The organism is Allobosea sp. Root381 (assembly GCF_001429395.1).
Classification (GTDB): Bacteria; Pseudomonadota; Alphaproteobacteria; order Rhizobiales; family Beijerinckiaceae; genus Allobosea.
The window spans coordinates 343,006-365,729 of sequence record NZ_LMJT01000012.1; the positions used below are offsets into that span (position 1 = coordinate 343,006).

Genomic DNA, 22,724 nt, shown 5'->3' on the forward strand with positions numbered 1-22,724 from the left:
TCCGTCATGCTCGGGCTCGGCCCGAGCATCTCCGTCCAGAGATTCTCGGGTCTGCGCTTCGCTTCGCCCGAGAATGACGGAAGGCAATGCTGCTCATCCGGAATGACGGCGTGCGATCTTCGTTTGCCGGAGCCTCTGCCGGGTATAGGTTGCCTTGGACCATGCCTTTAACAGGAATATCTGCCTTGGATCGCGACCTGCACGAAACCCTGACCGCCTGGCGCCGCCATCTCCACGCCTATCCCGAGCTCGGCCGGCACGAAAAGGCGACGAGCGCATTCGTGCAGGAAAAGCTGACCGAGCTCGGTGTTCCTTTCACCGCCGATGTAGGCGGCCATGGCGTCGTGGCGACGCTGAAGCGCGGCGGCTCGGAACGTTCCGTGGGCTTGCGCGCCGACATGGACGCGCTGCCGATCGCCGAAGTCAACGACCTGCCCTACAAGTCGGGCACTCCCAATGTGATGCATGCCTGCGGCCATGACGGCCACACGACCGCCCTGCTGGGGGCGGCGGCGCTGCTTGCCCGCGACGAGGGCTGGAGCGGGACGGTCCAGTTCGTCTTCCAGCCGGCCGAGGAAGGCGCCGGCGGCGCGCAGGCGATGCTGGCCGACGGGGTGCTGGAGCGCTTCCCGATGGAGCGCATCTTCGCCCTGCACAACTGGCCGGGGCTGGAAGCGGGCGCTGTCGCGGTGCATCGCGGGCCGGTGATGTCCGAGCCCGGCCGCTTCAAGATCACGCTCACCGGCACGGCCGGCCATGCGGCCCTGCCGGAGACGACCCGCGATCCGATCGTCGCGATGGGGCATCTCATCCTCGCCTTGCAGACGATCGTCTCGCGCAATGTCGATCCGATGGAGTCGGCGGTGGTCTCGATCGGGCAGGTGCATGGCGGGCTCGCCTCGAACCAGATCCCGACCAATGTCTTCATCGAGGGCACCTTCCGCACCTTCGTTCCGGCGGTGCGGGACCGGCTGCTGGCCCGACTCGACGCCATCGCGCAGAACATCGCCGCGACCTTCGAGATGACGGCCGAGGTCGAGACGATGCATGGCGCCGCGACCGTCAACACCCCCGCGGAGGAGGAGATGGCTGCCGCCGCGGGCGAGGCGGCGGGCCTGAGCGTCCGGCGCGATCTGAAGGCGAGCACGACGGGCGAGGATTTCGCGTATTTCCTCGAGCACCTGCCGGGCTGCTACATCTGGATCGGCAACGGGCCGGTGGTGAACGGCGGGGAACTCCACAACGACCGCTACGACTTCAACGACGCGATCCTGCCGGCGGCGTCAGGCTGGCTCGCGGCGGTGGCGAAACAGGCGCTGAGGGCCAACGCGCCAGCGTAAAGGGCTGGAGGGGGGCTCGCCGTCATGCTCGCCCTTGTGGCGAGCATCCACGTCTTGAACCACAGGTCTCGACTGGCGAAAACGTGGATGGTCGGGACAAGCCCTACCATGACGGAAGCGGCGGGATGATCGCCGATCTCAGAACGGGCTCACCGGGAAGAAGCGCAGATAGAGCCTGGCATAGGTGCCATCGTCCCAGAGCGACTGCAATGCATAGTCGAGGGCGCGCCTGAGGGGCGCCTCGTCCTTGCGCAGCAGGAAGCCGACACCCTCGCCGAAATAGCGGCTTTCGAGGAAGGGGCCGCCGGTGAAGGCGAGTTCGCTGCCGGCCGAGCCCGCCAGCAGCAGGGACAAAGCGTTGCCGTCGGCGAAGACGAACTCGGCCTCGCCGCTGCGCAGCGCCGTGATAGCGCCCGCGAGCGTACCGGTCTCGCGGCGCTGGACGAAGGGCAGGAGCCGTTCAAGAAACGCGTTATGCGCCGTGCCGCCGACGACGGCGACCCGCTTGCCCTGCAGGCTGCGCGTGTCGAGCTCGGCCTCGGCGTTGCCGCGGGTGGTGGCGAGGCGGGCGCTGCTGCGGAAATAGAGATGGCTCGCGGCGAAGCGCTGGCGGATCTGCGGCGTCAGGTTGATCCCCGCCGCGATCACGTCGCCACGGCCCTCGGCGAGCGAATCCAGCAGCGTGTCGAAGCGGCGGGCCTGAACCGTGCAGGTCCAGCCCAGCTTCTCGCAGGCGGCGCGGGCGAGCTCGACCGAGAAGCCGGTGAGGCTGCCATCCGCACCGGCGAAATGCAGCGGCGGATACTCGTCATCGGTGAGGAAGCGGATCACCCGCGGCGGGCCGGGCTCCGGCCGGTCGAGCCTGATCCGCGGATCCCAGAAATTGGGAACGGTCACGGGGGATTGGGCCTGGGCCGTGGAGGCCAGGCTCAGCAGGGCGAGCGCGAGGATGACGGCGCGGATCATGCGCGCATCTGGCGCGAGAGGACCGCTACGATCAAGGGGAGTTCGCGCGGGAACCCCTCTCCCGGTGAGGGCCGGACGGTAAACCAGCCGGGCGGTGTCGGCGCCGCGGTCAGGGCAAGGCTTGTCGAACTCTGGCCGACACTTCACCCCTGCCCCTCTCCTTACAGGAGAGGGGTTCCCCGCGCTTGCTTCAGACGGAAGCCGCCGTCGCTTTCGCGCCCTTGTCGAACAGCGCCGCCAGATGCCGCTCGAGCGGAGCGGTGAAACGCTCCGCGCGCGGCAGGTCGGTGCCGAAGATCGCCTCGATGCCGAGCAGCCCCTGGCTCAGCGCCTGGGCGTTGCGGCCGGCGGACTTGGCCCGCGTCGCGAACTCCGCTGCGAGTGGGTCGCGGACATCGATCGCCGCGCCCTTTTCGTCCGTGCCGGAGACATAGCGCATCCAGGCGGCGACGCCGAGCGCGAGATGGTCGATCGGAGCGCCTGCCTTCAAGCGGTCGCGGATGGTGCCGAGGAGGCGCTGCGGCAGCTTCTGCGAGCCGTCCATGGCGATCTGCCAGGTGCGGTGGCGGATCGCCGGGTTGCGGAAGCGGGCGAGCAGCGCGGCCGCATAGTCATCCAGTACGACGCCCTGCGGAGCGGGGACGGTCGGGATGATTTCGGCCCAGAGACCCTGCAGGAAGCGCGCGAGCACCGGATCGCCGCTCGCCTCGGCGACCGTCTCGTGGCCGGCGAGATAGCCGAGATAGGCAAGCGAGGAATGCGCGCCGTTCAGCATGCGCAGCTTCATGAACTCGAAGGGCGCGACCTCCGTCACCATCTGCGCGCCGACACGCTCCCAGGCCGGGCGGCCCGCGGCAAAGACGTCCTGGATCGCCCATTGCCGGAAGGGCTCGCCGATCACGGCCGCCGCGTCCGCGAGACCGATCAGGCCTTCGACCTCGGCGATGTCGGCGTCGGTGGTGGCCGGAACGATGCGGTCGACCATGGTCGCGGGGAAGGCGCCCTCGGCCTCGATCCAGCGCGCGAGCGTATCGTCGGAAAGGGCTGCGAAATCGCGCACCAGCCCGCGCAGCACGCCGCCATTATGCGGAAGGTTGTCGCAGCTCAGAGCGGTGAAGGGCCCAAGGCCCGCGGCGCGGCGGGCCTTCAGCCCGGCGACGAGGATGCCGATCGACGAGCGCGGTGCCAGCGGATGCGCGAGGTCATGGACGATGTCGGGATGGTCCGCCCGCAGCCGGCCGGTGGCGGGGTCGTGGCAATAGCCCTTCTCCGTCACGGTCAGCGAGACGATGCGGGTCTCGGGCGCGGCGAGGCGGGCGATCAGCGCGGCCGGGTCCTCGGGCGCGACGAGGACCTCCCCGACGCAGCCGATGATGCGTAGCTCCGGCCCGGCCGGGGCGCGTTTCAGGAGCGTGTAGAGGCCGTCCTGCGGCTTTAGCCGGTCGCGCTGGTCGGGGCGCTGCAGGCTGGCGCCGGTGATGCCCCAGGCGCCGAACTCCAGCTCCAGCGCATCCTCGGTGTACTCGCAGAGATGGCCGCGGGCGAAGGCGCCGAGCCCGAGATGGACGATGCCGGGGACGAGCCGCGAGCGGTCATAGGCGGGGCGGCGGACCGTGCCGGGCAGGGCGGCAAGGGTAGCGTTCGACAGGCGCGTCAATGGAACAGCCTCGGAAGCCAGAGGGAGATGCCGGGGATATACGTCACCAGCAGCAGGACCGCCACGCTTGCTCCGTAGAACGGCCAGATGGTGCGCATCGACTCGCCGATCGAGATGCGCCCGATGGCGCAGGCGACGAACTGGACCGACCCGACCGGCGGCGTGTTGAGCCCGATGCCGGCGTTGAGGATCAGGATGACGCCGAAATGGATCGGGTCGACGCCGAAGGCCTTGACCACCGGCAGGAAGATCGGCGTGCAGATGATAATCATCGGCGCCATGTCCATGAAGGTGCCGAGGACCAGCAGGATGACGTTGATCATCAGCAGAATGACGATCGGATTGTCCGAGACGGCCTTCATCATCGCGATCGTGGCCTGGGGCACCTGCAGGAAGGCCATGAGCCAGCCGAAGGAGCCCGCCGCGCCGATCACCAGCAGCACCATCGCCGTGGTGCGGACCGCGCCGAGTGTGGCCTCGACGAAGCCGGTCCAGGTGAGCTGCCGGTAGACGAAGATCGTGACGAGGATGGCGTAGACGACGGCGACGCAGGAGGATTCGGTCGCGGTGAAGACGCCTGAGCGGACCCCGCCGAAGATGATGCCGATCAGCAGGATGCCGGGAACCGCCAGCACGACGTAGCGGCCGACTGCGGCAAGGCCGGGAAAGGCCTCGCGCGGATAACCGCGCTTCACGGCCACCGCCCAGGCGGCGAACATCAGCGCGCCGCAGAGCATCAGGCCGGGCAGGATGCCGGCGGTGAAGAGATCCGCGATCGAGATGTTTCCGCCCGCCGACAGCGAATAGATGATCATGTTGTGCGAAGGAGGGATCAGCAGCGCGATGATCGCGGCGTTCGCCGTGACGTTGACGGCATAGTCGGCATCGTAGCCGCGCTTCTTCATCTGCGGGATCATCAGGCCGCCGACGGCGGAGGCGTCAGCCACGGCAGAGCCCGAGATGCCGCCGAAGAGCGTGCAGGTCACGACATTGACCTGGCCGAGACCGCCGCGCAGATGGCCGACGAGGCTCGCCGCCATCTGGATCAGCCGCTCGGCGATGCCGCCGCGGATCATCAGGTCGCCAGCATAGATGAAGAACGGGATCGCCATCATGGCGAAATGGTTCATGCCGGAGTTCATCTGCTGGAAGACGACGACCGGCGGGAGGCCCATATAGGCGACCGTCGCGACCGAGGCGATGCCGAGGCAGAAGGCGACCGGCACGCCGATCAGCAGGAGCAGCGCGAAGACGCCGAAGAGGATCCAGAGTTCCATGGCTCAGATTTCCTGTTCGGAGCCGAAATGGCCGAAGCCGAGCGGGGCCTGCTTCTCGCCGGTGACGAAGAGCAGCATCTTCTCGAGCGCGAAGAGGGCGATCAGCCCGCCGCCGGCGGCGATCGGCACATAGTCCCAGCCGCGCGAGATGCCGATGATCGGAATGCGGTCGCTCCAAGTGCCGGCGGCGAGCTGCGCGCCATAGGCCAGCATCGCAATGCCGAAGGCGCAGACCAGCCCCTCGCCGAGCAGCGTTAGCAATGCGCGCAGGCGCGGCGGCGACATCACCAGCCCCACCTCGAAGCCGAGATGGTCGCTCTCGCGCACGCCGACGGCAGCGCCCAGCAGGATGAACCAGGACATCAGGAACAGCGACCCGGCCTCGACCCAGATCGGCGTATCGTTGAGGACGTAGCGGCCGAACACGCCCCAGGCGACCATGACCGTCATCAGCACGAGGCCGATGCCGGCGGTGAAAAGGGCGAAAAGACTGAGCTTGGCGCCGAGGCGCGTGAGGGACGCGGTGAAAGCGTGCATGGGCGATGCCTCGGGTTGGAAAAGTCGCAGGTCATCCCGGGCGAAGCGAAGCGCAGACCCGGGATCCATGCCGGAACCGTTCAGGCATGGATCCCGGGTCGGCGCGGCTTCGCCGCTTGTCCGGGATGACGCCGGGAGGCATTCGCCTCCCGGCAGGGAGCCTCACTTCACCGCCTGGATGGCGGCGACCATTTCCTTGAGCTTCGCGTCGGTGACGAACCTGTCGTAGACCGGCTTCATCGCGTCGATGAAGGGCTGCTTCTCGACCTTGTTGATCTGCGCGCCGCCGGCCTTGACCTTGGCCTCCGAGTCCTTCTCGCGCGCATCCCAGAGCTCGCGCATCTTGGCGACCGACTCCTTCGCCGCGGCGCGGACCAGCTCCTTGTCGGCGGCGTTGAACTTGTCGAAGGAGCGCTTCGACATGACCAGAACCTCGGGCGAGAGCGAGTGCTCGGTCTGCGAATAGAACTTCGAGACCTCGAAATGCCGCGTGGATTCATAGGACGGCCAGTTGTTCTCCGCGCCGTCGATCACGCCGGTCTGGAGTGCCGAATAGACCTCGCCGAAGGGCATCGGCGTGGCATTGGCGCCGAGCGCCGAGACCAGTGCGACGAACATGTCCGACTGCTGGACGCGGATCTTCATGCCCTTCATGTCGGCCGGCGCGTTGATCGCGCGCTTGGAGTTGTAGAAGGAGCGCGAGCCGGAATCATAGAAGGCGAGGCCGATCAGGTCGTGCTTCTCGAATTCCTTCAGCAGGTTGTCGCCGATTGGGCCGTCCATCACCTTCCGCATGTGGTCGACCGAGCGGAAGATGAAGGGCAGCGAGGGCACGTTCGTCGCCGGGATCAGGTTGTTGAACGGCGCCATGTTGATGCGGTTCATGTCGATGACGCCGAAGCGAGTCTGGTCGATCGTGTCCTTCTCCTGGCCGAGCTGGGCCGAATGGAAGACGTTGATCTTGATACGGCCGTTGCTGCGCTGCTCGAGCAGCTGCCCCATGTATTTGACGGCCTCGATGGTCGGGTAGCCGTCCGGATGGATGTCGGTCGAGCGCAGGGTGACGTTCTGCGCGTGGGCGTGGCCTGCCGCCGCCATAGCCAACAGGGTGGCGCCGGCGAAGGCGCCGAGAAGGCGTCGCGTGATCATGTCCAAATCTCCTCCCGTTGCGATACGCCGGATTCCCGGTCGTTCTTGCCCGTGATGGGCGCCCCGCCGGATCTCCGGTCAGGGCGGTTTCTCAGAGAAACTCCTCCCGCATCGGCGTGAAGGAATCGACGAGTTGCCCGGCCTCGACCGCGGTGACGCCGTGAATGAGGTTGGCGGGCACGAAGAAGGTGTCTCCGGCCTTCAGGCGCTCTGTCCGGCCGTCGATGGTGACGTCGAAGATGCCGCTCTCGACATAGCAGGCCTGGCGGTGCGGGTGCTGGTGCGGCTTGCCGACCGCGCCGGTTTCGAAGGCGACGCGCACGACCATGAGGTCGCGACCATAGGCCATGATCTTGCGCCTGATGCCGGGCTCGGTCGGTTCCCAGGCGATCGCGGCCTCATGCTGGAAGAAGGAGTCGAGACGTCCGGTCATCGCGCGAGCCAGCCTCCGTCCACGGGGATGACGGCGCCGTGCATGTAGGCGGCTGCGTCGCTGGCGAGGAAGACAGCCGCGCCGCCGACGTCGGACGGCCTGCCCCAGCGCCCGGCCGGGATGCGGCCGAGGATGGCGGCGTTCCGCTCGGCATCGGCGCGGAGGGCTTCCGTATTGTTGCTCTCGATATAGCCGGGCGCGATGGCGTTGACGTTGATGCCCTTGGCCGCCCATTCGCAGGCGAGGAGCTTGGTCAGCCCTGCCAGCCCACTCTTGCTGGCGGTGTAGGAGGCGACGCGGATGCCGCCCTGGAAGGAGAGCAGCGAGGCGATGTTGACGATACGGGCGCCGCGCGCCTCGGCGAGGGCGGCTTTCGCGAAGGCCTGGCACAGGAAGAACGTCGCCTTGAGGTTGACGTTCATCACCTCGTCCCAGTCGCTCTCGCTGAAGTCGAGCGCATTGGCGCGGCGGATGATGCCTGCGTTGTTGACGAGGATGTCGAGAGGCCCGGCCAGCTCCGAGGCGTCAGTGATCACACGCGATGCGATGCCCTCCTGCTGGAGATCGGCCTTGAGGGCGTAGGCGGTGCCTCCGGCCGCGGCGACGAGCGAAAGCGTCTCGCCCATGTCGGAGCGGCCGGCCGCCACCACCGTGGCGCCGGCTTTAGCCAGCGCCAGCGCGATGCCCTGGCCGATGCCGGTATTGGCGCCGGTCACCAGCGCCGTGCGGCCGGCGAGGTCGAAGGGGGAAGTCCCGCCCATCAGCGCAACGTCTCCACGGGGGCTGCGTCCATGTCGGTGAACTCGACATTGTCGCCGGCCATGGCCCAGACGAAGGCGTAGTTGGAGGTGCCGCAGCCGCAATGGATCGACCAGTTCGGCGAGATCACCGCCTGCTCGTTGGCGACGAGGATGTGGCGGGTCTGCGTCGGCTCGCCCATGAAGTGGAAGACGCGATGGGCGGGGTCGAGGTTGAAGTAGAGATAGGCCTCCATCCGCCGCGTATGGGTGTGGCAGGGCATCGAGTTCCAGACCGAGCCGGGCTCGAGTGCCGTCATGCCCATGACGAGCTGGTTGGTGCCGGTGCTGTTCGGCATGACATATTGCCGGATGGTGCGCTTGTTGGAGGTCTCGGCCGCGCCGAGATGCAGCGTGTTGGCGTCCTCCTTGCGGATCAACTGGTGCGGCGCCTCGCGATGGGCCGGCGCGCTCGTCAGGTAGAACTTGGCCGGGTTGGCCGCATCCGCGCTGGTAAAGGACACGTCCTTGGCGCCGAGGCCGACATAGAGCGCGTCCAAACTCGGCAGCTCGAAGACCTTGCCGTCGACGGTGACCCTGCCCGCGCCGCCGATATTGATGACGCCGAGCTCGCGGCGCGCCAGGAAGAAGGGCGTTCCGGTCGGCGGATAGGGGGCGAGCGTCAGGGGGGCGCCAGTCGGGGTCGCGCCGCCGACGATCATGCGGTCGTAATGGCTGTAGGTCAGGGTGATCTCGCCCGGCACGAAGACGCGCTCGATCAGGAAATCGTTGCGCAGCCCTTGCGTGTCATAGCCCTTCACGTCGCGCGGATGGGCGGCCTGGCGCTCGTCGATGGTCCCGGGCAAAGTCACAGCTTGTAGGCCTCCTTGGCCAGTCGGTAGGCGAGGTCATGGGCGACCTCGGCGGCCTCGTCCTCGTCGAGCCGGTGCTCGGCGACGAGCTTGGCGAGATAGGCGCAGTCGCAGCGGCGGGCGACGTCGTGGCGCGCGGGAATCGAGAGATAGGCTCGGGTGTCGTCGTTGAAGCCGACAGTGTTGTAGAAGCCGGCCGTCTCGGTGGTCAGCTCGCGGAAGCGCAGCATCGCCTCGGGCGCGTCGAGGAACCACCAGCCCGGTCCGAGCTTGAGCGCAGGATAGTGGCCGGCGAGCGGCGCGAGCTCGCGCGAATAGCTGGTCTCATCGAGGGTGAAGGCGATGACGGTCAGGTTCGGCTCGTTGCCGACGGCGTCGAGCAGCGGCTTCAGCGCGGTCACGTAGTCCGTCTGGCTCGGGATGTCGGCGCCCATGTCGCGCCCGAAGGTCTCGAACAGCCAGGGGTTGTGATTGCGCGAGGAGCCGGGATGGATCTGCACGACGAGCCCGTCTTCGAGGCTCATCTTCGCCATCTCGGTCAGCATCTGGCCGCGGAACAGGTCGGCATCGTTCGCCGAGAACTTGCCCTTCAGGATCTTGGCGAAGAGCTTCTCGCTTTCGGCCGTGGAGAGATTGGCCGTGCGGGCGGTGGCGTGGCCATGGTCCGAAGAAGTTGCACCGCGCTCGATGAAATAGGCGCGGCGCTGGCGATGCGCGGCGAGATAGCCCGTCCAGCTCGTGACGTCCTCGCCGGTCAGGGTGCCGAACTGATCGAGATTATCCGCAAAACCCTCGAACTCGGGGTCGACGACGCTGTCGGGGCGATAGGCGGTGACGACCTTGCCGCCCCAGCCCGAGTCCCTGATCATGTCGTGCCACTTCAGATCGTCGAGCGCGCCCTCCGTCGTCGAGATCGCCTCGATCCTGAAGCGCTCGAACAGGGCGCGCGGGCGCAACTCGGGCTCAGCGAGTTTGGCAGCAATCTTGTCGTAGATGCGGTCGGCGCTCTCGGGCGAGAGGCGCTCGTTGATGCCGAAGACCGAGGACAGCGCGTGCTCGAACCAGAGCCGGGTCGGCGTGCCGCGGAACAGGTACCAGTGCTTGGCGAAGAGGTCCCAGATCTTGCGCGGATCGGTCTCGACCTCGCCGCCATCCTTGCGGGCGATGCCGAGCTGCTCAAGCCGCACGCCCTGCGAATAGAGCATCCGGAAAATGTAGTGATCCGGCTTGACCAGCAGCGTCGCGGGATCGGGGAAGGGCAGATTCTCGGCGAACCAGCGCGGATCGGTGTGGCCATGCGGCGAGACGATCGGCAGGTCCCGGACCGTCGCATAGAGACGGCGGGCTATGCCGCGCGTCACCGGATCGGCGGGAAACAGGCGATCATCGTGAAGCAGCATCGAATGGGTACCCTTTGGTCAGTATCCGGCGGACAATAGGAGCGGCCGGGGTGCAGGGTCAATATACTAATATACTAGTATGTCAAAAACGCGCGTGCTATCCGCCTTTGGAAGCAAGCGTCATGATCCGGACGCGACCGCACATGCCGCGGGGAGACGCGGGCGAAAACAAGGCGAGGCGATGTCGGACACCACCATTCCGCAGGACGCGAATGCGGAGAGCCCGCGCCGGGAGCGCCGCCGCCAGCCGCTGGGCGGCATTCCGGCCGGCCGTTCGACGGCCGCCTCGATGGTGCAGGACGAGTTGCGGCGGGCGATTCTGGCGATGGAGATCGTGCCCGGCGCGGCGCTGGTGGAGAAGGAGCTGACCGCCCGGTTCGGCACCAGCCGCACGCCGGTGCGCGAGGCGCTGATCCGGCTCAAGGAAGAGGGCTTCGTCGAGATCTTCCCGCAGGCCGGAACCTTCGTCGCGCGGATTCCGGCGGAGGCAATCCCCGAGGCCGTTTTCATCCGGCAGGCGCTGGAATGCGCCACGGTCGAGCTGGTGGCACGGATCGGAACGCCGGAGGCCGTCGCGATCCTGGACGACACCATCGCCCGCCAGCGCGCCGCGCTGGAACGGGGCGACCAGGAAGACTTCCACCTCGCGGACGAGGCCTTCCACGAGGCGCTGGCCGGTCTCGCCGGCTATCCCGGCATCTGGAAGATCGCCCAGGCGGCCAAGAGCCAGATCGACCGATGCCGGCGCATGACGCTGCCGGTGCCCGGCCGCATGGCCATGGTGATCCGCGAGCATTCCTCGATCGTCGATGCGATCCGCCGGCATGATGGGCCTGCCGCCGAGGTCGCGATGCGCCAGCATCTCGGCACCCTGCTGCCGGACCTCGTGGTGCTGCAGGACAGGCACCCGGACTATTTCATCTGAGAGCGACGCTGGCTGTGCCGCGGCGACAGCCTGGCGCGGCGATTGCCTGCTGTCGTGCCGATGCGGCGGAAGCCGGGGTGCCCCGCCATGTGGCCGCTTGCCGATGGCGCGCGGCGTTGCTCAGATGCCGTGCCCACGCCGACGAGGACCATGCCGATGCCCGATCCCGCCGATCTCAGCGCCGTCGAGTTGTTGGAGGCCTATCGTTCGAAAGCGCTTTCGCCGGTCGAGGTCACGCAGGCGGTGATCGCCCGGATCGAGGCCCGGGAGCCGAAGATCAAGGCGCTCTACGCCTATCGGCCGGAAGCGGCGCTCGAAGCCGCAAAGGCCTCGGAGACGCGCTGGCTGAAAGGCGAGGCGCTGGCGCTCGACGGCGTGCCCGGCACGATCAAGGAGAACATCGCGACCAAGGGCACGCCGATGCCGGTCGGCACCGCGGCGCGCGACCTGGTGCCGATGCCCGACGATGCGCCGGTCTCGGCGCGGCTGAAGGAGGCCGGCTTCGTCCTCCTCGCGAAGACGACGATGCCCGATTACGGCATGGCCTCGTCGGGGCTTTCGAGCTTCCACGAACTGGCGCGCAACCCCTGGGACCTGTCGAAGAATCCCGGCGGCTCGTCGGCGGGGGCCGGCGCGGCGGGCGCCGCCGGTTACGGTCCGCTGCATATCGGCACGGATATCGGCGGCTCGATCCGCCTGCCGGCCGGATGGTGCGGGCTCGTCGGCCTGAAGCCCAGCTTCGGCCGCGTGCCGATCGATCCGAGCTATTACGGCCGCGTCGCCGGGCCGATGACCCGCACGGTCGCGGACGCGGCCCTGACGATGCGCGAGATTTCCAAACCCGATGCCCGCGACGGCATGAGCCTGCCGCCGCAGGAGATCGACTGGACGTCGCTCGACATCGACCTGACGGGGCTCAGGATCGGCCTGCAGTTCGATCCGGGCATCGGCATTCCCGTCGAGCCGCAGACGCGAGCCGCGGTGGAGACGGCGGCCCGGGCCTTCGCGGCGGCGGGCGCGGTGGTGGAGGAGGCGCCGGCCTTCCTGACGCGGGAAATGCTCGACGGGCTCGACGATTTCTGGAGCCAGCGGGCCTGGGCCGATATCGGCTCGTTGACGCCTGAGAAGCAGTCCGCGGTGCTGCCCTATATCTTTGCCTGGGCGAAGCGCGGCGAAGCCCTGTCGGGCGACCGCGTCTATCGCGGCATGAGCCAGATGCTGGCGATCAAGGACGCCGCGCTGAAGCAGAGCGCGCCCTTCGACTTCGTGCTCTCGCCGGTTGCGCCGGTGCCGAGCTACGCGGCGGAACTGGCTTCGCCGATCCATGATCCGGACAGACCGTTCGAGCACATCGTCTTCACGCTGCCTGCCAACATGTCCGAGCAGCCCTCGATTTCGGTGCATGCCGGCCTGACGGCCGCGGGGCTGCCGATCGGCCTGCAGATCACCGGCCGTCGCTTCGACGATCTCGGCGTGCTGCGGATGGCGCGGGCCTGGGAAATGTTGCGCGGCGCCGCGCCGGCCTGGCCGGTTCTGTAGCGCGTCATCAGCCGCGTGCCCGCGGATGGGCGGCGTCATAGGCCGCCATCAGCCTCGCCGAATCGATGCGGGTGTATATCTGCGTGGTCGAGAGCGAGGCGTGGCCGAGCAGTTCCTGGATTGCCCGCAGATCGCCGCCGCGGCCGAGTAGATGCGTGGCGAAAGAATGCCGCAGCGAATGCGGCGTCGTCGATGAGGGCAGGCCGAGCGCGCCGCGCAAGGACTCGACCGCGAGCTGGATGATGCGCGGCGAGAGCGGGCCGCCCTTGGCGCCGAGGAAAAGCGGGCCGTCCGGTGGCAGCCGCCAGGGGCAGAGCGAGAGGTATTCCGCGATCGCGGTGACGACGACGGGCAGGACAGGCACCATCCGCGTCTTGCTGCCCTTGCCGATGACGGTCAGCGTGTCGCCGGCGCTCGTCGGGGCCTGGGCGCGGGTGAGCGAGAGCGCTTCCGAGATGCGCAGGCCGCAGCCATAAAGGAGTGAGAGCACGGCGGCGTCGCGGGCGAGGATCCACTGCTCACGCTCTTCGCCGGCGCGGGTGTCGGCCTGGGTCACGGCCTTGGCGGCGCGGGCTTCGAGCGGGCGCGGCAGGGATTTGCCGATGCGCGGGCCGCGCGTCGCGGCGAAGGCGGCTGCGGTCAGCTTACCGCTGCGCTCGCCGAAGCGCGCGAGCGAGCGCAGCGCGGCGAGCTGGCGCATCAGCGTCCGGTTGCCGACGCCGTCGCGCCGGCGCCGGCCGAGGAAGGCGCGCAGGTCAGCCGGCTTCAGCGCGGCGATGTCGGCGAGGGAAGGTGCGCCGCCGAAATGTTCGGTCAGGAAGGTCGTGAACTGGCGGAGATCACGACCATAGGCTTCGAGCGTCTTGGGCGAGAGCCGCCGCTCATGGGCGAGATGGCCGAGCCAGTCGCGGGTCACGGTGTCGAGATCGGTCATTCTTCGCCGCTTCCGTCATGGTTGGGCCTGTCCCGACCATCCACGTCTTCGCTGGTCGAGACCTGTGTTCAAGACGTGGGTGCTCGCCACGAGGGCGAGCATGACGACGCGACCTTAACGCCTTCCGAATCGATGGTTCCTTACGTCTTCCGGCAGGCGAAGGGCATGAAGGTGCTGGCCATGCCCTCGTTCATGCCCATGATCACCATGACATTGGCGAGGTTGAGCTCTTCGGTGCTGCGCGGGCAGACCTCGCCCTTGATGCTGCAGCCAGAGGTTAGGAAGGCCTCGTGGGCGTCGAGGAAGGGCTGGCCGAGCCCCTTGCGCCCGAGCTTGGCCAGCGCTGTGGCATAGGCCTTGGTGTAGCGCTCGCATTTGACCGCGGGCCATTTCTCGGGCGCGACCGGCTGTGCGTGAACGGCCCCGGTTTCGCCTGTGACGATGCCGAGGGCGATAGCTGGTGCGAGCAGGCGGAGGGGCAGCTTCATGGTTTCGCTCGTCGGTGGCGAGGGTGTCGCGGCGGTAGTGATCAGGCGATCGCGGCAATGCCAAGGCGGCAGTTGTCGCCTCGGGCGCGACCCGCTACCCAACGGCTCATGAGCGATGCGGAGCAGATGGCGGGAGGCGGCACGGTCGAGGTGCTGATCCCGCTCGCGCTGGACCAGGCCTATAGCTACGCCGTGCCGCCCGGGCTCGCCCTCGTCCCGGGCGACGTGGTGCAGGTGCCGCTCGGGCCGCGCGAGACCGTCGGCGTCGTCTGGGAGACGGGCTCCGGCCGTGGCGGCAATCTCAAGCAGGTCACGGGCAAGCTCGACATGCCGCCGCTCGATTCGGCGTTGATGAAGCTGGTCGACTGGGTTTCCTGGTACACGCTGGCGCCGAAGGGCTCGGTGCTGGCGCTGGCTTTGCGCCGTCCGCCGGACGACAAGCCCGAGCGGCCGAAGCTGGGCGTCCGGCTCGTCGGCGCGCCGCCCGCCCGGATGACGCCGGCCCGGGCGCGCGCCATCGCCGCCGCCGAGGGCGGGCTGCTGACGGCGAAGAGCGCGCTCGCCGAGGCTGCCTCGGTCAGTTCGGCCGTGATCGATTCGCTCGTCGATGCCGGCACCTTCGCGGTCGAGCCGATGCCGCGTGAGGCGATCGCCGCCATACCCGATCCCGACCATGCCCGGCCGGCTCTCTCGGAAGGGCAGGCGGCGGCCGCCGAGGCGCTGGTCGCCACGGTCAGGGCCGCGTCCTATGGGGTGACATTGCTCGAGGGCGTCACCGGTTCGGGCAAGACGGAGGTCTATTTCGAGGCTGTCGCCGAGGCGATCCGGCTCGGTCGGCAGAGCCTGATCCTGATGCCGGAAATCGCGCTCACCGCACAGTTCATCGACCGTTTCGAGGCCCGCTTCGGGGTCAGGCCGGGGCTCTGGCATTCGGGGGTGGGCGGGCGCAGGCGGGAGCGCCTGCAGGCGGCGATCGCCAGCGGCGAGGCCAGGGTCGTGGCCGGGGCGCGTTCGGCACTCTTCCTGCCCTATCGCGATCTCGGCCTGATCGTCGTCGATGAGGAGCATGAGGCGGCCTACAAGCAGGAGGACGGCGTCGCCTATCATGCGCGCGACATGGCTGTTGTGCGCGGGCGGATCGAGAACGCTCCGGTCATCCTCACTTCGGCGACGCCCTCGCTGGAGACGCGCGTCAATGCCGAGCGTGGGCGCTATGTCCATCTCAAGCTGGCCGAGCGCTTCGGCGGCCGCAGCCTGCCGACGCTCGGCCTCGTCGATCTGCGCCAGGACAAGCCGCCGCGCGGGCGCTGGGTCTCCGAGACGCTGGCCAAGGCGATCGCCGCCAATCTGGAGGCGAAGGAGCAGTCGCTGCTGTTCCTGAACCGGCGCGGCTATGCGCCGCTGACGCTCTGCCGCGACTGCGGGCATCGCTTCCAGTGCCCGAACTGCTCGGCCTGGCTGGTCGACCATCGCTTCCGCCGCGCGCTCGTCTGCCATCATTGCGGCCATGTCGAGCGGCGGCCGCATGAATGCCCGCAATGCCATGCGCAGGAGAGCCTGACCGCTTGCGGCCCCGGCGTCGAGCGTCTGGCCGAAGAGGTCGCGACCCTGTTTCCGGAGGCGCGCGGCATCGTGCTGTCGAGCGACTTTCCCGGCGGCACCGAGCGGCTGAAGACCGAACTGATGGCGGTGGCGGCGGGCGAGTTCGACATCGTCATCGGCACGCAGCTCGTCGCCAAGGGGCACAATTTCCCCGGCATGACTCTGGTCGGGGTGATCGATGCCGATCTCGGCCTGACCTCCGGCGATCCGCGCGCGGCCGAGCGGACCTTCCAGGTGCTGCGGCAGGTGACGGGGCGGGCCGGGCGCGGCGAGAAGCCGGGCCGAGCCCTGCTGCAGACGCATGATCCGGCGCATCCGGTGCTCAAGGCGCTGATCTCGGGAGACCCGGAGCGGTTTTATGCCGCAGAGGCCGCCGCGCGCGAGGCCGCGGGCCTGCCGCCCTTCGGCCGGCTCGCGGGGCTGATCGTCTCCGCCAACAGCCAGGCGGAGGCCGAGAGCCATGCCAGGGCGCTGGCGCGCTGCGCCGAGGCGCCGGACGGGGTGAGCGTGCTGGGCCCTGCGGAAGCGCCGCTTGCCGTGCTGCGCGGGCGCCATCGCATGCGTCTGATCGTGAAAACCGCCCGCGAGGTCAATCTCCAGGACTATCTTCGGATCTGGCTGAAACGCACCGGCAAGCCCAAGGGCTCGGTGCGTGTCGCGGTCGATGTCGACCCGCAGAGCTTTCTTTGAACGAAGCTCCCCCTTTCTTCGAAGCATTGAAAGGATGGGCAAAACTGCGCGCTGGATCGGCATCAACGGATTGCGCCCCCCGGAAGCGCATGCTAGTGCACCGCCACATTTAGGTCGCGAAGCCGTCTTGCCGGCTTCCTGCCCGTGATACATCGCAGCGCCAGGACCTCGCACTCCGCCCTCGCAAGAGGGTCGCCGGGAGCAGGCCTATGAAACGAGAGACGTGAAGCGTGGCTGAGGGCGGATCGCAAGGATCACTGGTTTCGGGCGTGGCCGGTCGCTACGCCACGGCACTCTTCGAACTGGCCGGCGAGTCCGACGCCATCGACTCCGTCGCGGCCGATCTCGATACCTTTTCCGCGATGCTCGCCGAGAGCGAGGACCTTCGCCGCCTCGTCGGCAGCCCGGCCTTCTCGGCCGAGGAGCAGACGGCCGCGATCAAGGCCGTGCTCGCGAAGGCCGGCCTCTCCGGCATCGCCGCCAACTTCATCGGCCTCGTCGCCAGCAAGCGCCGCCTGTTCGCGCTGCCCGGCATGATCGCCGCCTACAAGGCACTCGTCGCCGAGGCCCGCGGCATCGTCAGTGCCGAGGTCACGCTCGCCGAGGCGCCCGCGCCTGTTCGCGTCGAGGAAATCCGTGCCGCGCTCGCCGCCGTCGCGGGCAAGGCCGTCGATGTCTCGATCAAGGTCGATCCGGCGCTGATCGGCGGGCTCATCGTCAAGATGGGCTCCCGCATGGTCGATGCCTCGCTGAAAACCAAGCTCAATTCAATTCGTCTTGCCATGAAAGAGGTCGGCTGATGGAAATCCGCCCCGCTGAAATCTCCGCGATCCTGAAGGCCCAGATCTCGAATTTCGGGTCTGAAGCCTCCGTCACCGAGGTCGGTCAGGTTCTCTCCGTCGGCGACGGTATCGCCCGAGTCTACGGCCTCGACAAGGTCCAGGCCGGTGAGATGGTCGAGTTCGAGTCCGGCGTGCGCGGCATGGCGCTCAACCTCGAGAGCGACAATGTCGGCGTCGTGATCTTCGGCTCCGACCGCGAGATCAAGGAAGGCCAGACCGTCAAGCGCACCGGCGCCATCGTCGACGTGCCGGTCGGCAAGGAGCTTCTCGGCCGCGTCGTCGACGCGCTCGGCAACCCGATCGACGGCAAGGGCCCGATCAAGACGGCCCAGCGCTCGCGCGTCGACGTCAAGGCTCCCGGCATCATTCCGCGCAAGTCGGTGCACGAGCCGATGGCGACCGGCCTCAAGGCGATCGACGCCCTGATCCCGATCGGTCGCGGCCAGCGTGAGCTGATCATCGGCGACCGCCAGACCGGCAAGACCGCCGTCGCGCTCGACACGATCCTCAACCAGAAGGCGCTGAACGAGGGCACGGACGAGAGCCAGAAGCTCTACTGCGTCTATGTCGCCATCGGCCAGAAGCGCTCCACCGTCGCCCAGTTCGTGAAGGTGCTGGAAGAGCGCGGCGCGCTCGAGTACTCGATCGTCGTCGCGGCCACCGCCTCCGACGCCGCTCCGATGCAGTTCCTGGCCCCCTTCGCCGGTTGCGCCATGGGCGAGTATTTCCGCGACAACGGCATGCATGCCGTCATCATCTATGACGACCTGTCCAAGCAGGCCGTCGCCTATCGCCAGATGTCGCTGCTCCTGCGCCGCCCGCCCGGCCGCGAGGCCTATCCCGGCGACGTTTTCTATCTGCACTCCCGCCTGCTCGAGCGCGCCGCCAAGATGGGCGACGAGGCCGGCAACGGCTCGCTGACCGCGCTGCCGGTCATCGAGACGCAGGCGAACGACGTCTCGGCCTACATCCCGACCAACGTGATCTCGATCACCGACGGCCAGATCTTCCTCGAGACCGACCTGTTCTACCAAGGTATCCGCCCGGCGGTGAACGTCGGTCTCTCGGTCTCGCGCGTCGGCTCGGCGGCGCAGACCAAGGCGACCAAGAAGGTCGCCGGCAAGATCAAGGGCGAACTCGCCCAGTATCGCGAGATGGCCGCCTTCGCCCAGTTCGGCTCCGACCTCGACGCGGTGACGCAGCGCCTGCTCAACCGTGGCGCGCGCCTGACCGAGCTTCTCAAGCAGGCGCAGTTCTCGCCGCTGAAGATGGAAGAGCAGACGGTCGTGATCTATGCCGGCGTGAACGGCTATCTCGACCCGCTGCCGGTCAACAGGGTCCGCGCCTTCGAGGACGGGCTGCTCGCCCTGGTTCGCGGCAAGCACGCCGACCTCCTGGCCGAGATCGGCAAGACCAAGGATCTTTCGGACGCGAACGCCGCAAAGCTGAAGGATATCGTCACCGCCTACGCCAAGTCGTTCTCGTAAGGCTCCCGTCATGGTCGGCCCGGTGCCGACCATCCAGGCCTTGCCTTTGGGCAAGGCTCGGTGGGATCGAAGTGGGTGAAGACGTGGATGCTCGGGACAAGCCGAGCATGACGGGGTGAGAAAAAACCTATGCCTTCATTGAAGGACCTCAGGAACCGCATCGCCTCCGTGAAGGCGACGCAGAAGATCACCAAGGCCATGCAGATGGTCGCGGCCGCGAAGCTGCGCCGGGCGCAGGCGGCGGCCGAAGCCGCGCGTCCCTATGCCGAGCGCATGGAGACGGTGCTGGCCAGCCTCGCCTCCGGCGTCACCGGTTCGAGCGCGCCGCGCCTGATCGGCGGCACCGGCTCGGACAAGGTCCATCTGCTCGTGGTCTGCACTGCCGAGCGCGGGCTCTGCGGCGCCTTCAACTCCTCGATCGCGCGGCTCGCCCGTGAAAAGGCGCTGGCGCTCAGAGCCGAGGGCAAGACGGTCAAGTTCATCTGCGTCGGCAAGAAGGGCTACGACATCCTGCGCCGGCAGTTCGAGAAGGACATCCTCGAGCTGATCGACCTGCGCGAATTCAAGCAGATCGGCTACGTCAATGCCGAGGTGGTCGCCCAGAACATCCTGACGCGCTTCGCCGCCGGCGAGTTCGACGTCGCGACGCTGTTCTTCTCCAAGTTCAAGTCGGTGATCTCGCAGATCCCGACCGCCCAGCGCATCATTCCGGCCGAGATCCCGGAAGGCACGAAGACGACCGACGCGGTCTACGACTACGAGCCCGACGAGAACGAGATCCTGGAGACGCTGCTGCCGCGCAACCTCACGGTTCAGGTGCTGCGGGGGCTCCTGGAAAACGCCGCCTCCGAGCAGGGCGCGCGCATGTCGGCGATGGATTCCGCCACGCGCAACGCCGGCGAGATGATCAAGAAGCAGACGCAGCTCTACAACCGCTCGCGCCAGGCGATGATCACCAAGGAACTGATCGAGATCATCTCCGGCGCGGAAGCGCTCTAACCGCCTAAAAGCGGCCGGCGGCGTCACGCTCGCTGGTCTTTCGACAAGCTGAACGCGCATCGAGGTTCCACCATGGCCAAAGCCGCAACCAAGACCACCAAGACCAAGACCGCCGAGAAGCCCGCCAACACCGGCACCGGCCGCGTCGCGCAGGTCATCGGCGCCGTCGTCGACGTGCAGTTCGACGGTGCGCTGCCGGAGATCCTGAACGCGCTGGAGACCGACAACCTCGGCAACCGCCTTGTCCTCGAGGTCGCCCAGCATCTCGGCGAGAACACGGTCCGCACCATCGCGATGGACTCGACCGAAGGCCTGGTGCGTGGCCAGTCCGTCACCGACACCGGCGCACCGATCTCGGTGCCGGTCGGCGACGAGTGCCTCGGCCGCATCATGAACGTCATCGGCGAGCCGGTCGACGAGGCCGGCCCGATCCTGACCAGCAACACCCGCGGCATCCACCAGCCGGCCCCGTCCTATGCCGAGCAGGCAACCGACGCGCAGATCCTCGTCACCGGCATCAAGGTCGTCGACCTGCTGGCGCCCTACGCCAAGGGCGGCAAGATCGGCCTGTTCGGCGGCGCCGGCGTCGGCAAGACCGTGCTGATCATGGAACTGATCAACAACGTCGCGAAGGCCCATGGCGGCTATTCGGTGTTCGCCGGCGTCGGCGAGCGCACCCGCGAGGGCAACGACCTCTATCACGAGATGATCGAGTCGGGCGTGAACAAGAAGGGCGGCGGCGAGGGTTCCAAGTGCGCCCTGGTCTACGGCCAGATGAACGAGCCCCCGGGCGCCCGCATGCGCGTCGCTCTGTCGGGCCTGACCGTTGCCGAGGATTTCCGCGACCGCGGCCAGGACGTGCTGTTCTTCGTCGACAACATCTTCCGCTTCACGCAGGCGGGCTCGGAAGTGTCGGCGCTGCTCGGCCGCATTCCTTCGGCGGTGGGCTACCAGCCGACGCTGGCGACCGACATGGGCAACCTGCAGGAGCGCATCACCACCACGACCAAGGGCTCGATCACCTCGGTGCAGGCGATCTACGTCCCCGCCGACGACCTGACCGACCCGGCGCCCGCGACCTCCTTCGCCCATCTTGACGCCACGACTGTGCTGTCACGTTCGATCGCGGAAAAGGGCATCTACCCGGCGGTGGATCCGCTCGACTCGACCTCGCGCATGCTTTCGGCCGATATCGTCGGCGAGGAGCACTACAACATCGCCCGTCAGGTTCAGCAGATCCTCCAGCGCTACAAGGCGCTGCAGGACATCATCGCGATCCTCGGCATGGACGAGCTTTCGGAAGAAGATAAGCTCTCGGTGGCCCGCGCCCGCAAGATCGAGCGCTTCCTGTCCCAGCCCTTCTTCGTCGCGGAAGTCTTCACCGGCTCGCCGGGCAAGCTCGTCGCGCTCGAGGACACGATCAAGGGCTTCAAGGGCCTGGTCGAGGGCAAGTACGACCACCTGCCGGAAGCGGCCTTCTACATGGTCGGCTCGATCGACGAAGCGGTCGAGAAGGCGCAGCGCCTCGCCGCCGAAGCGGCCTGAGGCCTTCCGAACGCGTCATTCTCGGGCTTGTCCCGAGAATCTCATGACCAGAGGAAACTGGTTTCCGAGATGGCCGGGTCAAGCCCGGCCATGACGAACCGGGGAGAGTAAAACGATGGCCACCTTCAAGTTCGAACTCGTCTCGCCCGAGCGCATCCTGTTCTCGGGAGACGTCATCAGCGTGATCGTTCCGTCCGTCGAGGGCGAGCTGACCGTGCTCGCCGGGCACGCGCCGCTGGTCGCGACGCTGAAGGCGGGTATCGTCTTCATCCAGACGACCGACAGCAACGGCAAGGAATTCTTCGTCAATGGCGGCCTCGTCGAGGTTAATGCCGCCGCGACGACGATCCTGGCTGAGCAGGGTCGCTTCATCGAGGACGTCGATGTCGCCGTTCTCGACCAGGAGATCCTGACCGCCGAGACCAAGCTTGCCGGCTCGCATGACGAGGAAGAGCAGAAGCGCCTCCGGGAGGCGTTGATCCAGCTCGAGGAATTCAAGCACGTCTTCCAGCAGCGCAAGGCGGCGTGATCGCGCCAGGTCGCGTGCCGCTGCACCGGTGACGGGATGAGGGTCGCAGTCAGCGGCCCTTTTTCTTTGGCGGGTTTGGGTGACAAGAAGCTCGCTCATCGCGGAAGCACGCCGACGTCATCCCGGGCGGAGCGTAGCGCCGATCCGGGATCCATGCCTGACCCGTTCCGGAATGAGTCCGGGTCGGCGGTGCGGCTTCTCCGCTTGTCGGGGATGAACCCGGGAGGGGACCGGCCTCAGCTCCTGACGCCCGCTACCTCGCGAACGGTGCGAAGGCGGCGGCGACCTTCTCGTAGACGCCGCGCTTGAAGGGCACGATCAGCGCGGGCATCTGCGCGAGGCGCAGCCAGTTCCAGGAGGCGAATTCCGGCGGCTCGTCGCCGTTCGGGCGGCTGATGTCGATCTCGCTCTCCGCGCCGGTGAAGCGGAAGGCCACCCAGCGCTGGCGCTGTCCGCGGAAGGCGCAGAGCTTGTGCGGTGGGCCGTCATAGGGCGGGAAGTCGTACTCCCACCATTCCTGCGTGACCGCGAGCAACTCGGCGCTGGTGACGCCGGTTTCCTCAGCCAGTTCACGGCGCGCGGCGGCGACGATATCCTCGTTCTCGTCGATGCCGCCCTGCGGCATCTGCCAGTCATGGCCCGGGAGAACGATCTCGGGGCCGGCGCTGTGAGAATTGCCGGCAAAGACGAGGCCGTTCTCATTGAACAGCGCGATGCCGACATTGGGGCGGTAGGGGAGACTCATCGGCTGAGCATAGGGCGCCCTCTCATGCTGG

The 22,724-nt window shown here is 67.7% G+C and carries 21 protein-coding genes; 9 read left to right on the forward strand and 12 right to left on the reverse strand.

The genetic code is table 11. The features are described from left to right. Positions 1 to 185: 185 nt before the first annotated feature. Positions 186 to 1,340, forward strand: a complete 1,155-nt coding sequence (locus tag ASE63_RS13070; RefSeq protein ID WP_156410326.1) for an amidohydrolase — start codon at positions 186 to 188, stop codon at positions 1,338 to 1,340. Positions 1,341 to 1,478: 138 nt separating this feature from the next. Here ASE63_RS13070 and ASE63_RS13075 read toward each other — a convergent pair whose 3' ends face one another. The 9 genes from ASE63_RS13075 to uxaC form a co-directional block, all read right to left on the reverse strand. Beyond that, a complete protein-coding gene (locus tag ASE63_RS13075; protein ID WP_082609895.1) occupies positions 1,479 to 2,306 on the reverse strand; it encodes a transporter substrate-binding domain-containing protein in 828 nt (275 codons plus the stop codon). Positions 2,307 to 2,496: 190 nt separating this feature from the next. Further along, the gene (locus tag ASE63_RS13080) at positions 2,497 to 3,963 is read right to left on the reverse strand and encodes a mannitol dehydrogenase family protein (RefSeq protein ID WP_056801593.1); all 1,467 of its coding nucleotides are present in this window, start codon (positions 3,961 to 3,963) and stop codon (positions 2,497 to 2,499) included. Further along, complete coding sequence (locus ASE63_RS13085; RefSeq protein ID WP_056801595.1) at positions 3,960 to 5,240, reverse strand: TRAP transporter large permease; 1,281 nt, start codon at positions 5,238 to 5,240, stop codon at positions 3,960 to 3,962. The genes ASE63_RS13080 and ASE63_RS13085 overlap by 4 nt, the downstream gene beginning before the upstream one ends. 3 nt (positions 5,241 to 5,243) lie before the next feature. Then, positions 5,244 to 5,777 carry a TRAP transporter small permease gene (locus ASE63_RS13090; protein WP_056801598.1) on the reverse strand — a complete coding sequence of 178 codons (534 nt, stop codon included), beginning with the start codon at positions 5,775 to 5,777 and terminating at the stop codon, positions 5,244 to 5,246. A gap of 162 nt (positions 5,778 to 5,939) precedes the next feature. After that, the gene (locus tag ASE63_RS13095) at positions 5,940 to 6,875 is read right to left on the reverse strand and encodes a TRAP transporter substrate-binding protein (RefSeq protein WP_244491397.1); all 936 of its coding nucleotides are present in this window, start codon (positions 6,873 to 6,875) and stop codon (positions 5,940 to 5,942) included. A gap of 142 nt (positions 6,876 to 7,017) precedes the next feature. After that, complete coding sequence (locus ASE63_RS13100) at positions 7,018 to 7,359, reverse strand: cupin domain-containing protein (RefSeq protein ID WP_056801602.1); 342 nt, start codon at positions 7,357 to 7,359, stop codon at positions 7,018 to 7,020. After that, the gene (gene kduD / locus ASE63_RS13105; RefSeq protein WP_056801604.1) at positions 7,356 to 8,120 is read right to left on the reverse strand and encodes a 2-dehydro-3-deoxy-D-gluconate 5-dehydrogenase KduD; all 765 of its coding nucleotides are present in this window, start codon (positions 8,118 to 8,120) and stop codon (positions 7,356 to 7,358) included. Before kduD ends, ASE63_RS13100 begins: the two co-directional genes overlap by 4 nt. Then, the gene (gene kduI, locus ASE63_RS13110) at positions 8,120 to 8,962 is read right to left on the reverse strand and encodes a 5-dehydro-4-deoxy-D-glucuronate isomerase (RefSeq protein ID WP_244491398.1); all 843 of its coding nucleotides are present in this window, start codon (positions 8,960 to 8,962) and stop codon (positions 8,120 to 8,122) included. The genes kduD and kduI overlap by 1 nt, the downstream gene beginning before the upstream one ends. A gap of 2 nt (positions 8,963 to 8,964) precedes the next feature. Next, entirely contained in the window at positions 8,965 to 10,368 is a 1,404-nt protein-coding gene (gene uxaC / locus ASE63_RS13115) for a glucuronate isomerase (RefSeq protein ID WP_056801606.1), read from the reverse strand. Between the two features lie 181 nt (positions 10,369 to 10,549). On the opposite strand from uxaC, the gene ASE63_RS13120 reads away from it, so the two are divergent. Continuing rightward, complete coding sequence (locus tag ASE63_RS13120) at positions 10,550 to 11,293, forward strand: GntR family transcriptional regulator (RefSeq protein WP_082609896.1); 744 nt, start codon at positions 10,550 to 10,552, stop codon at positions 11,291 to 11,293. Between the two features lie 156 nt (positions 11,294 to 11,449). Beyond that, a complete protein-coding gene (locus ASE63_RS13125) occupies positions 11,450 to 12,832 on the forward strand; it encodes an amidase (protein ID WP_056801797.1) in 1,383 nt (460 codons plus the stop codon). Positions 12,833 to 12,839: 7 nt separating this feature from the next. Here the strand turns inward: ASE63_RS13125 and ASE63_RS13130 are convergent, their stop codons facing one another. Next, positions 12,840 to 13,766 (reverse strand): tyrosine recombinase XerC, encoded by a 927-nt coding sequence (locus ASE63_RS13130; RefSeq protein WP_056801608.1) that lies wholly within the window; start codon positions 13,764 to 13,766, stop codon positions 12,840 to 12,842. A 140-nt stretch (positions 13,767 to 13,906) separates the two neighbouring features. After that, positions 13,907 to 14,254, reverse strand: coding sequence for a hypothetical protein (locus tag ASE63_RS13135; RefSeq protein WP_056801610.1), 348 nt, complete (start codon positions 14,252 to 14,254; stop codon positions 13,907 to 13,909). A 108-nt stretch (positions 14,255 to 14,362) separates the two neighbouring features. Between ASE63_RS13135 and ASE63_RS13140 the strand changes: the two genes are divergently transcribed. The 6 genes from ASE63_RS13140 to ASE63_RS13165 all read left to right on the forward strand — a co-directional run bounded on the left by ASE63_RS13140 (position 14,363) and on the right by ASE63_RS13165 (position 21,948). Further along, on the forward strand, positions 14,363 to 16,546 hold the full coding sequence (locus ASE63_RS13140) for a primosomal protein N' (protein ID WP_244491392.1): 2,184 nt from the start codon (positions 14,363 to 14,365) through the stop codon (positions 16,544 to 16,546). A 230-nt stretch (positions 16,547 to 16,776) separates the two neighbouring features. Further along, positions 16,777 to 17,346: a F0F1 ATP synthase subunit delta gene (locus ASE63_RS13145; protein ID WP_056801612.1), complete on the forward strand. Its 570-nt coding sequence runs from the start codon at positions 16,777 to 16,779 to the stop codon at positions 17,344 to 17,346. After that, a complete protein-coding gene (gene atpA / locus ASE63_RS13150) occupies positions 17,346 to 18,875 on the forward strand; it encodes a F0F1 ATP synthase subunit alpha (RefSeq protein WP_056801614.1) in 1,530 nt (509 codons plus the stop codon). Before ASE63_RS13145 ends, atpA begins: the two co-directional genes overlap by 1 nt. Positions 18,876 to 19,004: 129 nt before the next feature. Further along, on the forward strand, positions 19,005 to 19,874 hold the full coding sequence (locus ASE63_RS13155; protein ID WP_056801616.1) for a F0F1 ATP synthase subunit gamma: 870 nt from the start codon (positions 19,005 to 19,007) through the stop codon (positions 19,872 to 19,874). Between the two features lie 72 nt (positions 19,875 to 19,946). Continuing rightward, a complete protein-coding gene (atpD, locus tag ASE63_RS13160; protein WP_056801618.1) occupies positions 19,947 to 21,419 on the forward strand; it encodes a F0F1 ATP synthase subunit beta in 1,473 nt (490 codons plus the stop codon). A 115-nt stretch (positions 21,420 to 21,534) separates the two neighbouring features. Beyond that, positions 21,535 to 21,948 (forward strand): F0F1 ATP synthase subunit epsilon, encoded by a 414-nt coding sequence (locus ASE63_RS13165; RefSeq protein ID WP_056801619.1) that lies wholly within the window; start codon positions 21,535 to 21,537, stop codon positions 21,946 to 21,948. A 253-nt stretch (positions 21,949 to 22,201) separates the two neighbouring features. Here the strand turns inward: ASE63_RS13165 and ASE63_RS13170 are convergent, their stop codons facing one another. After that, entirely contained in the window at positions 22,202 to 22,693 is a 492-nt protein-coding gene (locus ASE63_RS13170) for an RNA pyrophosphohydrolase (protein WP_056801621.1), read from the reverse strand. Positions 22,694 to 22,724: the final 31 nt, after the last annotated feature.

What these genes read in the sequence shown, in the direction of transcription:
- ASE63_RS13075 (WP_082609895.1), bottom strand. Translation starts at nt 2,306, where the DNA reads ATGATCCGCGCCGTCATCCTCGCGCTCGCCCTGCTGAGCCTGGCCTCC.
- ASE63_RS13120 (WP_082609896.1), top strand. Translation starts at nt 10,550, where the DNA reads ATGTCGGACACCACCATTCCGCAGGACGCGAATGCGGAGAGCCCGCGC.
- ASE63_RS13165 (WP_056801619.1), top strand. Translation starts at nt 21,535, where the DNA reads ATGGCCACCTTCAAGTTCGAACTCGTCTCGCCCGAGCGCATCCTGTTC.
- ASE63_RS13090 (WP_056801598.1), bottom strand. Translation starts at nt 5,777, where the DNA reads ATGCACGCTTTCACCGCGTCCCTCACGCGCCTCGGCGCCAAGCTCAGT.
- uxaC (WP_056801606.1), bottom strand. Translation starts at nt 10,368, where the DNA reads ATGCTGCTTCACGATGATCGCCTGTTTCCCGCCGATCCGGTGACGCGC.
- ASE63_RS13125 (WP_056801797.1), top strand. Translation starts at nt 11,450, where the DNA reads ATGCCCGATCCCGCCGATCTCAGCGCCGTCGAGTTGTTGGAGGCCTAT.
- ASE63_RS13170 (WP_056801621.1), bottom strand. Translation starts at nt 22,693, where the DNA reads ATGAGTCTCCCCTACCGCCCCAATGTCGGCATCGCGCTGTTCAATGAG.
- ASE63_RS13095 (WP_244491397.1), bottom strand. Translation starts at nt 6,875, where the DNA reads ATGGCGGCGGCAGGCCACGCCCACGCGCAGAACGTCACCCTGCGCTCG.
- ASE63_RS13130 (WP_056801608.1), bottom strand. Translation starts at nt 13,766, where the DNA reads ATGACCGATCTCGACACCGTGACCCGCGACTGGCTCGGCCATCTCGCC.
- ASE63_RS13140 (WP_244491392.1), top strand. Translation starts at nt 14,363, where the DNA reads ATGAGCGATGCGGAGCAGATGGCGGGAGGCGGCACGGTCGAGGTGCTG.
- ASE63_RS13135 (WP_056801610.1), bottom strand. Translation starts at nt 14,254, where the DNA reads ATGAAGCTGCCCCTCCGCCTGCTCGCACCAGCTATCGCCCTCGGCATC.
- atpA (WP_056801614.1), top strand. Translation starts at nt 17,346, where the DNA reads ATGGAAATCCGCCCCGCTGAAATCTCCGCGATCCTGAAGGCCCAGATC.
- ASE63_RS13085 (WP_056801595.1), bottom strand. Translation starts at nt 5,240, where the DNA reads ATGGAACTCTGGATCCTCTTCGGCGTCTTCGCGCTGCTCCTGCTGATC.
- kduD (WP_056801604.1), bottom strand. Translation starts at nt 8,120, where the DNA reads ATGGGCGGGACTTCCCCCTTCGACCTCGCCGGCCGCACGGCGCTGGTG.
- atpD (WP_056801618.1), top strand. Translation starts at nt 19,947, where the DNA reads ATGGCCAAAGCCGCAACCAAGACCACCAAGACCAAGACCGCCGAGAAG.
- ASE63_RS13155 (WP_056801616.1), top strand. Translation starts at nt 19,005, where the DNA reads ATGCCTTCATTGAAGGACCTCAGGAACCGCATCGCCTCCGTGAAGGCG.
- ASE63_RS13100 (WP_056801602.1), bottom strand. Translation starts at nt 7,359, where the DNA reads ATGACCGGACGTCTCGACTCCTTCTTCCAGCATGAGGCCGCGATCGCC.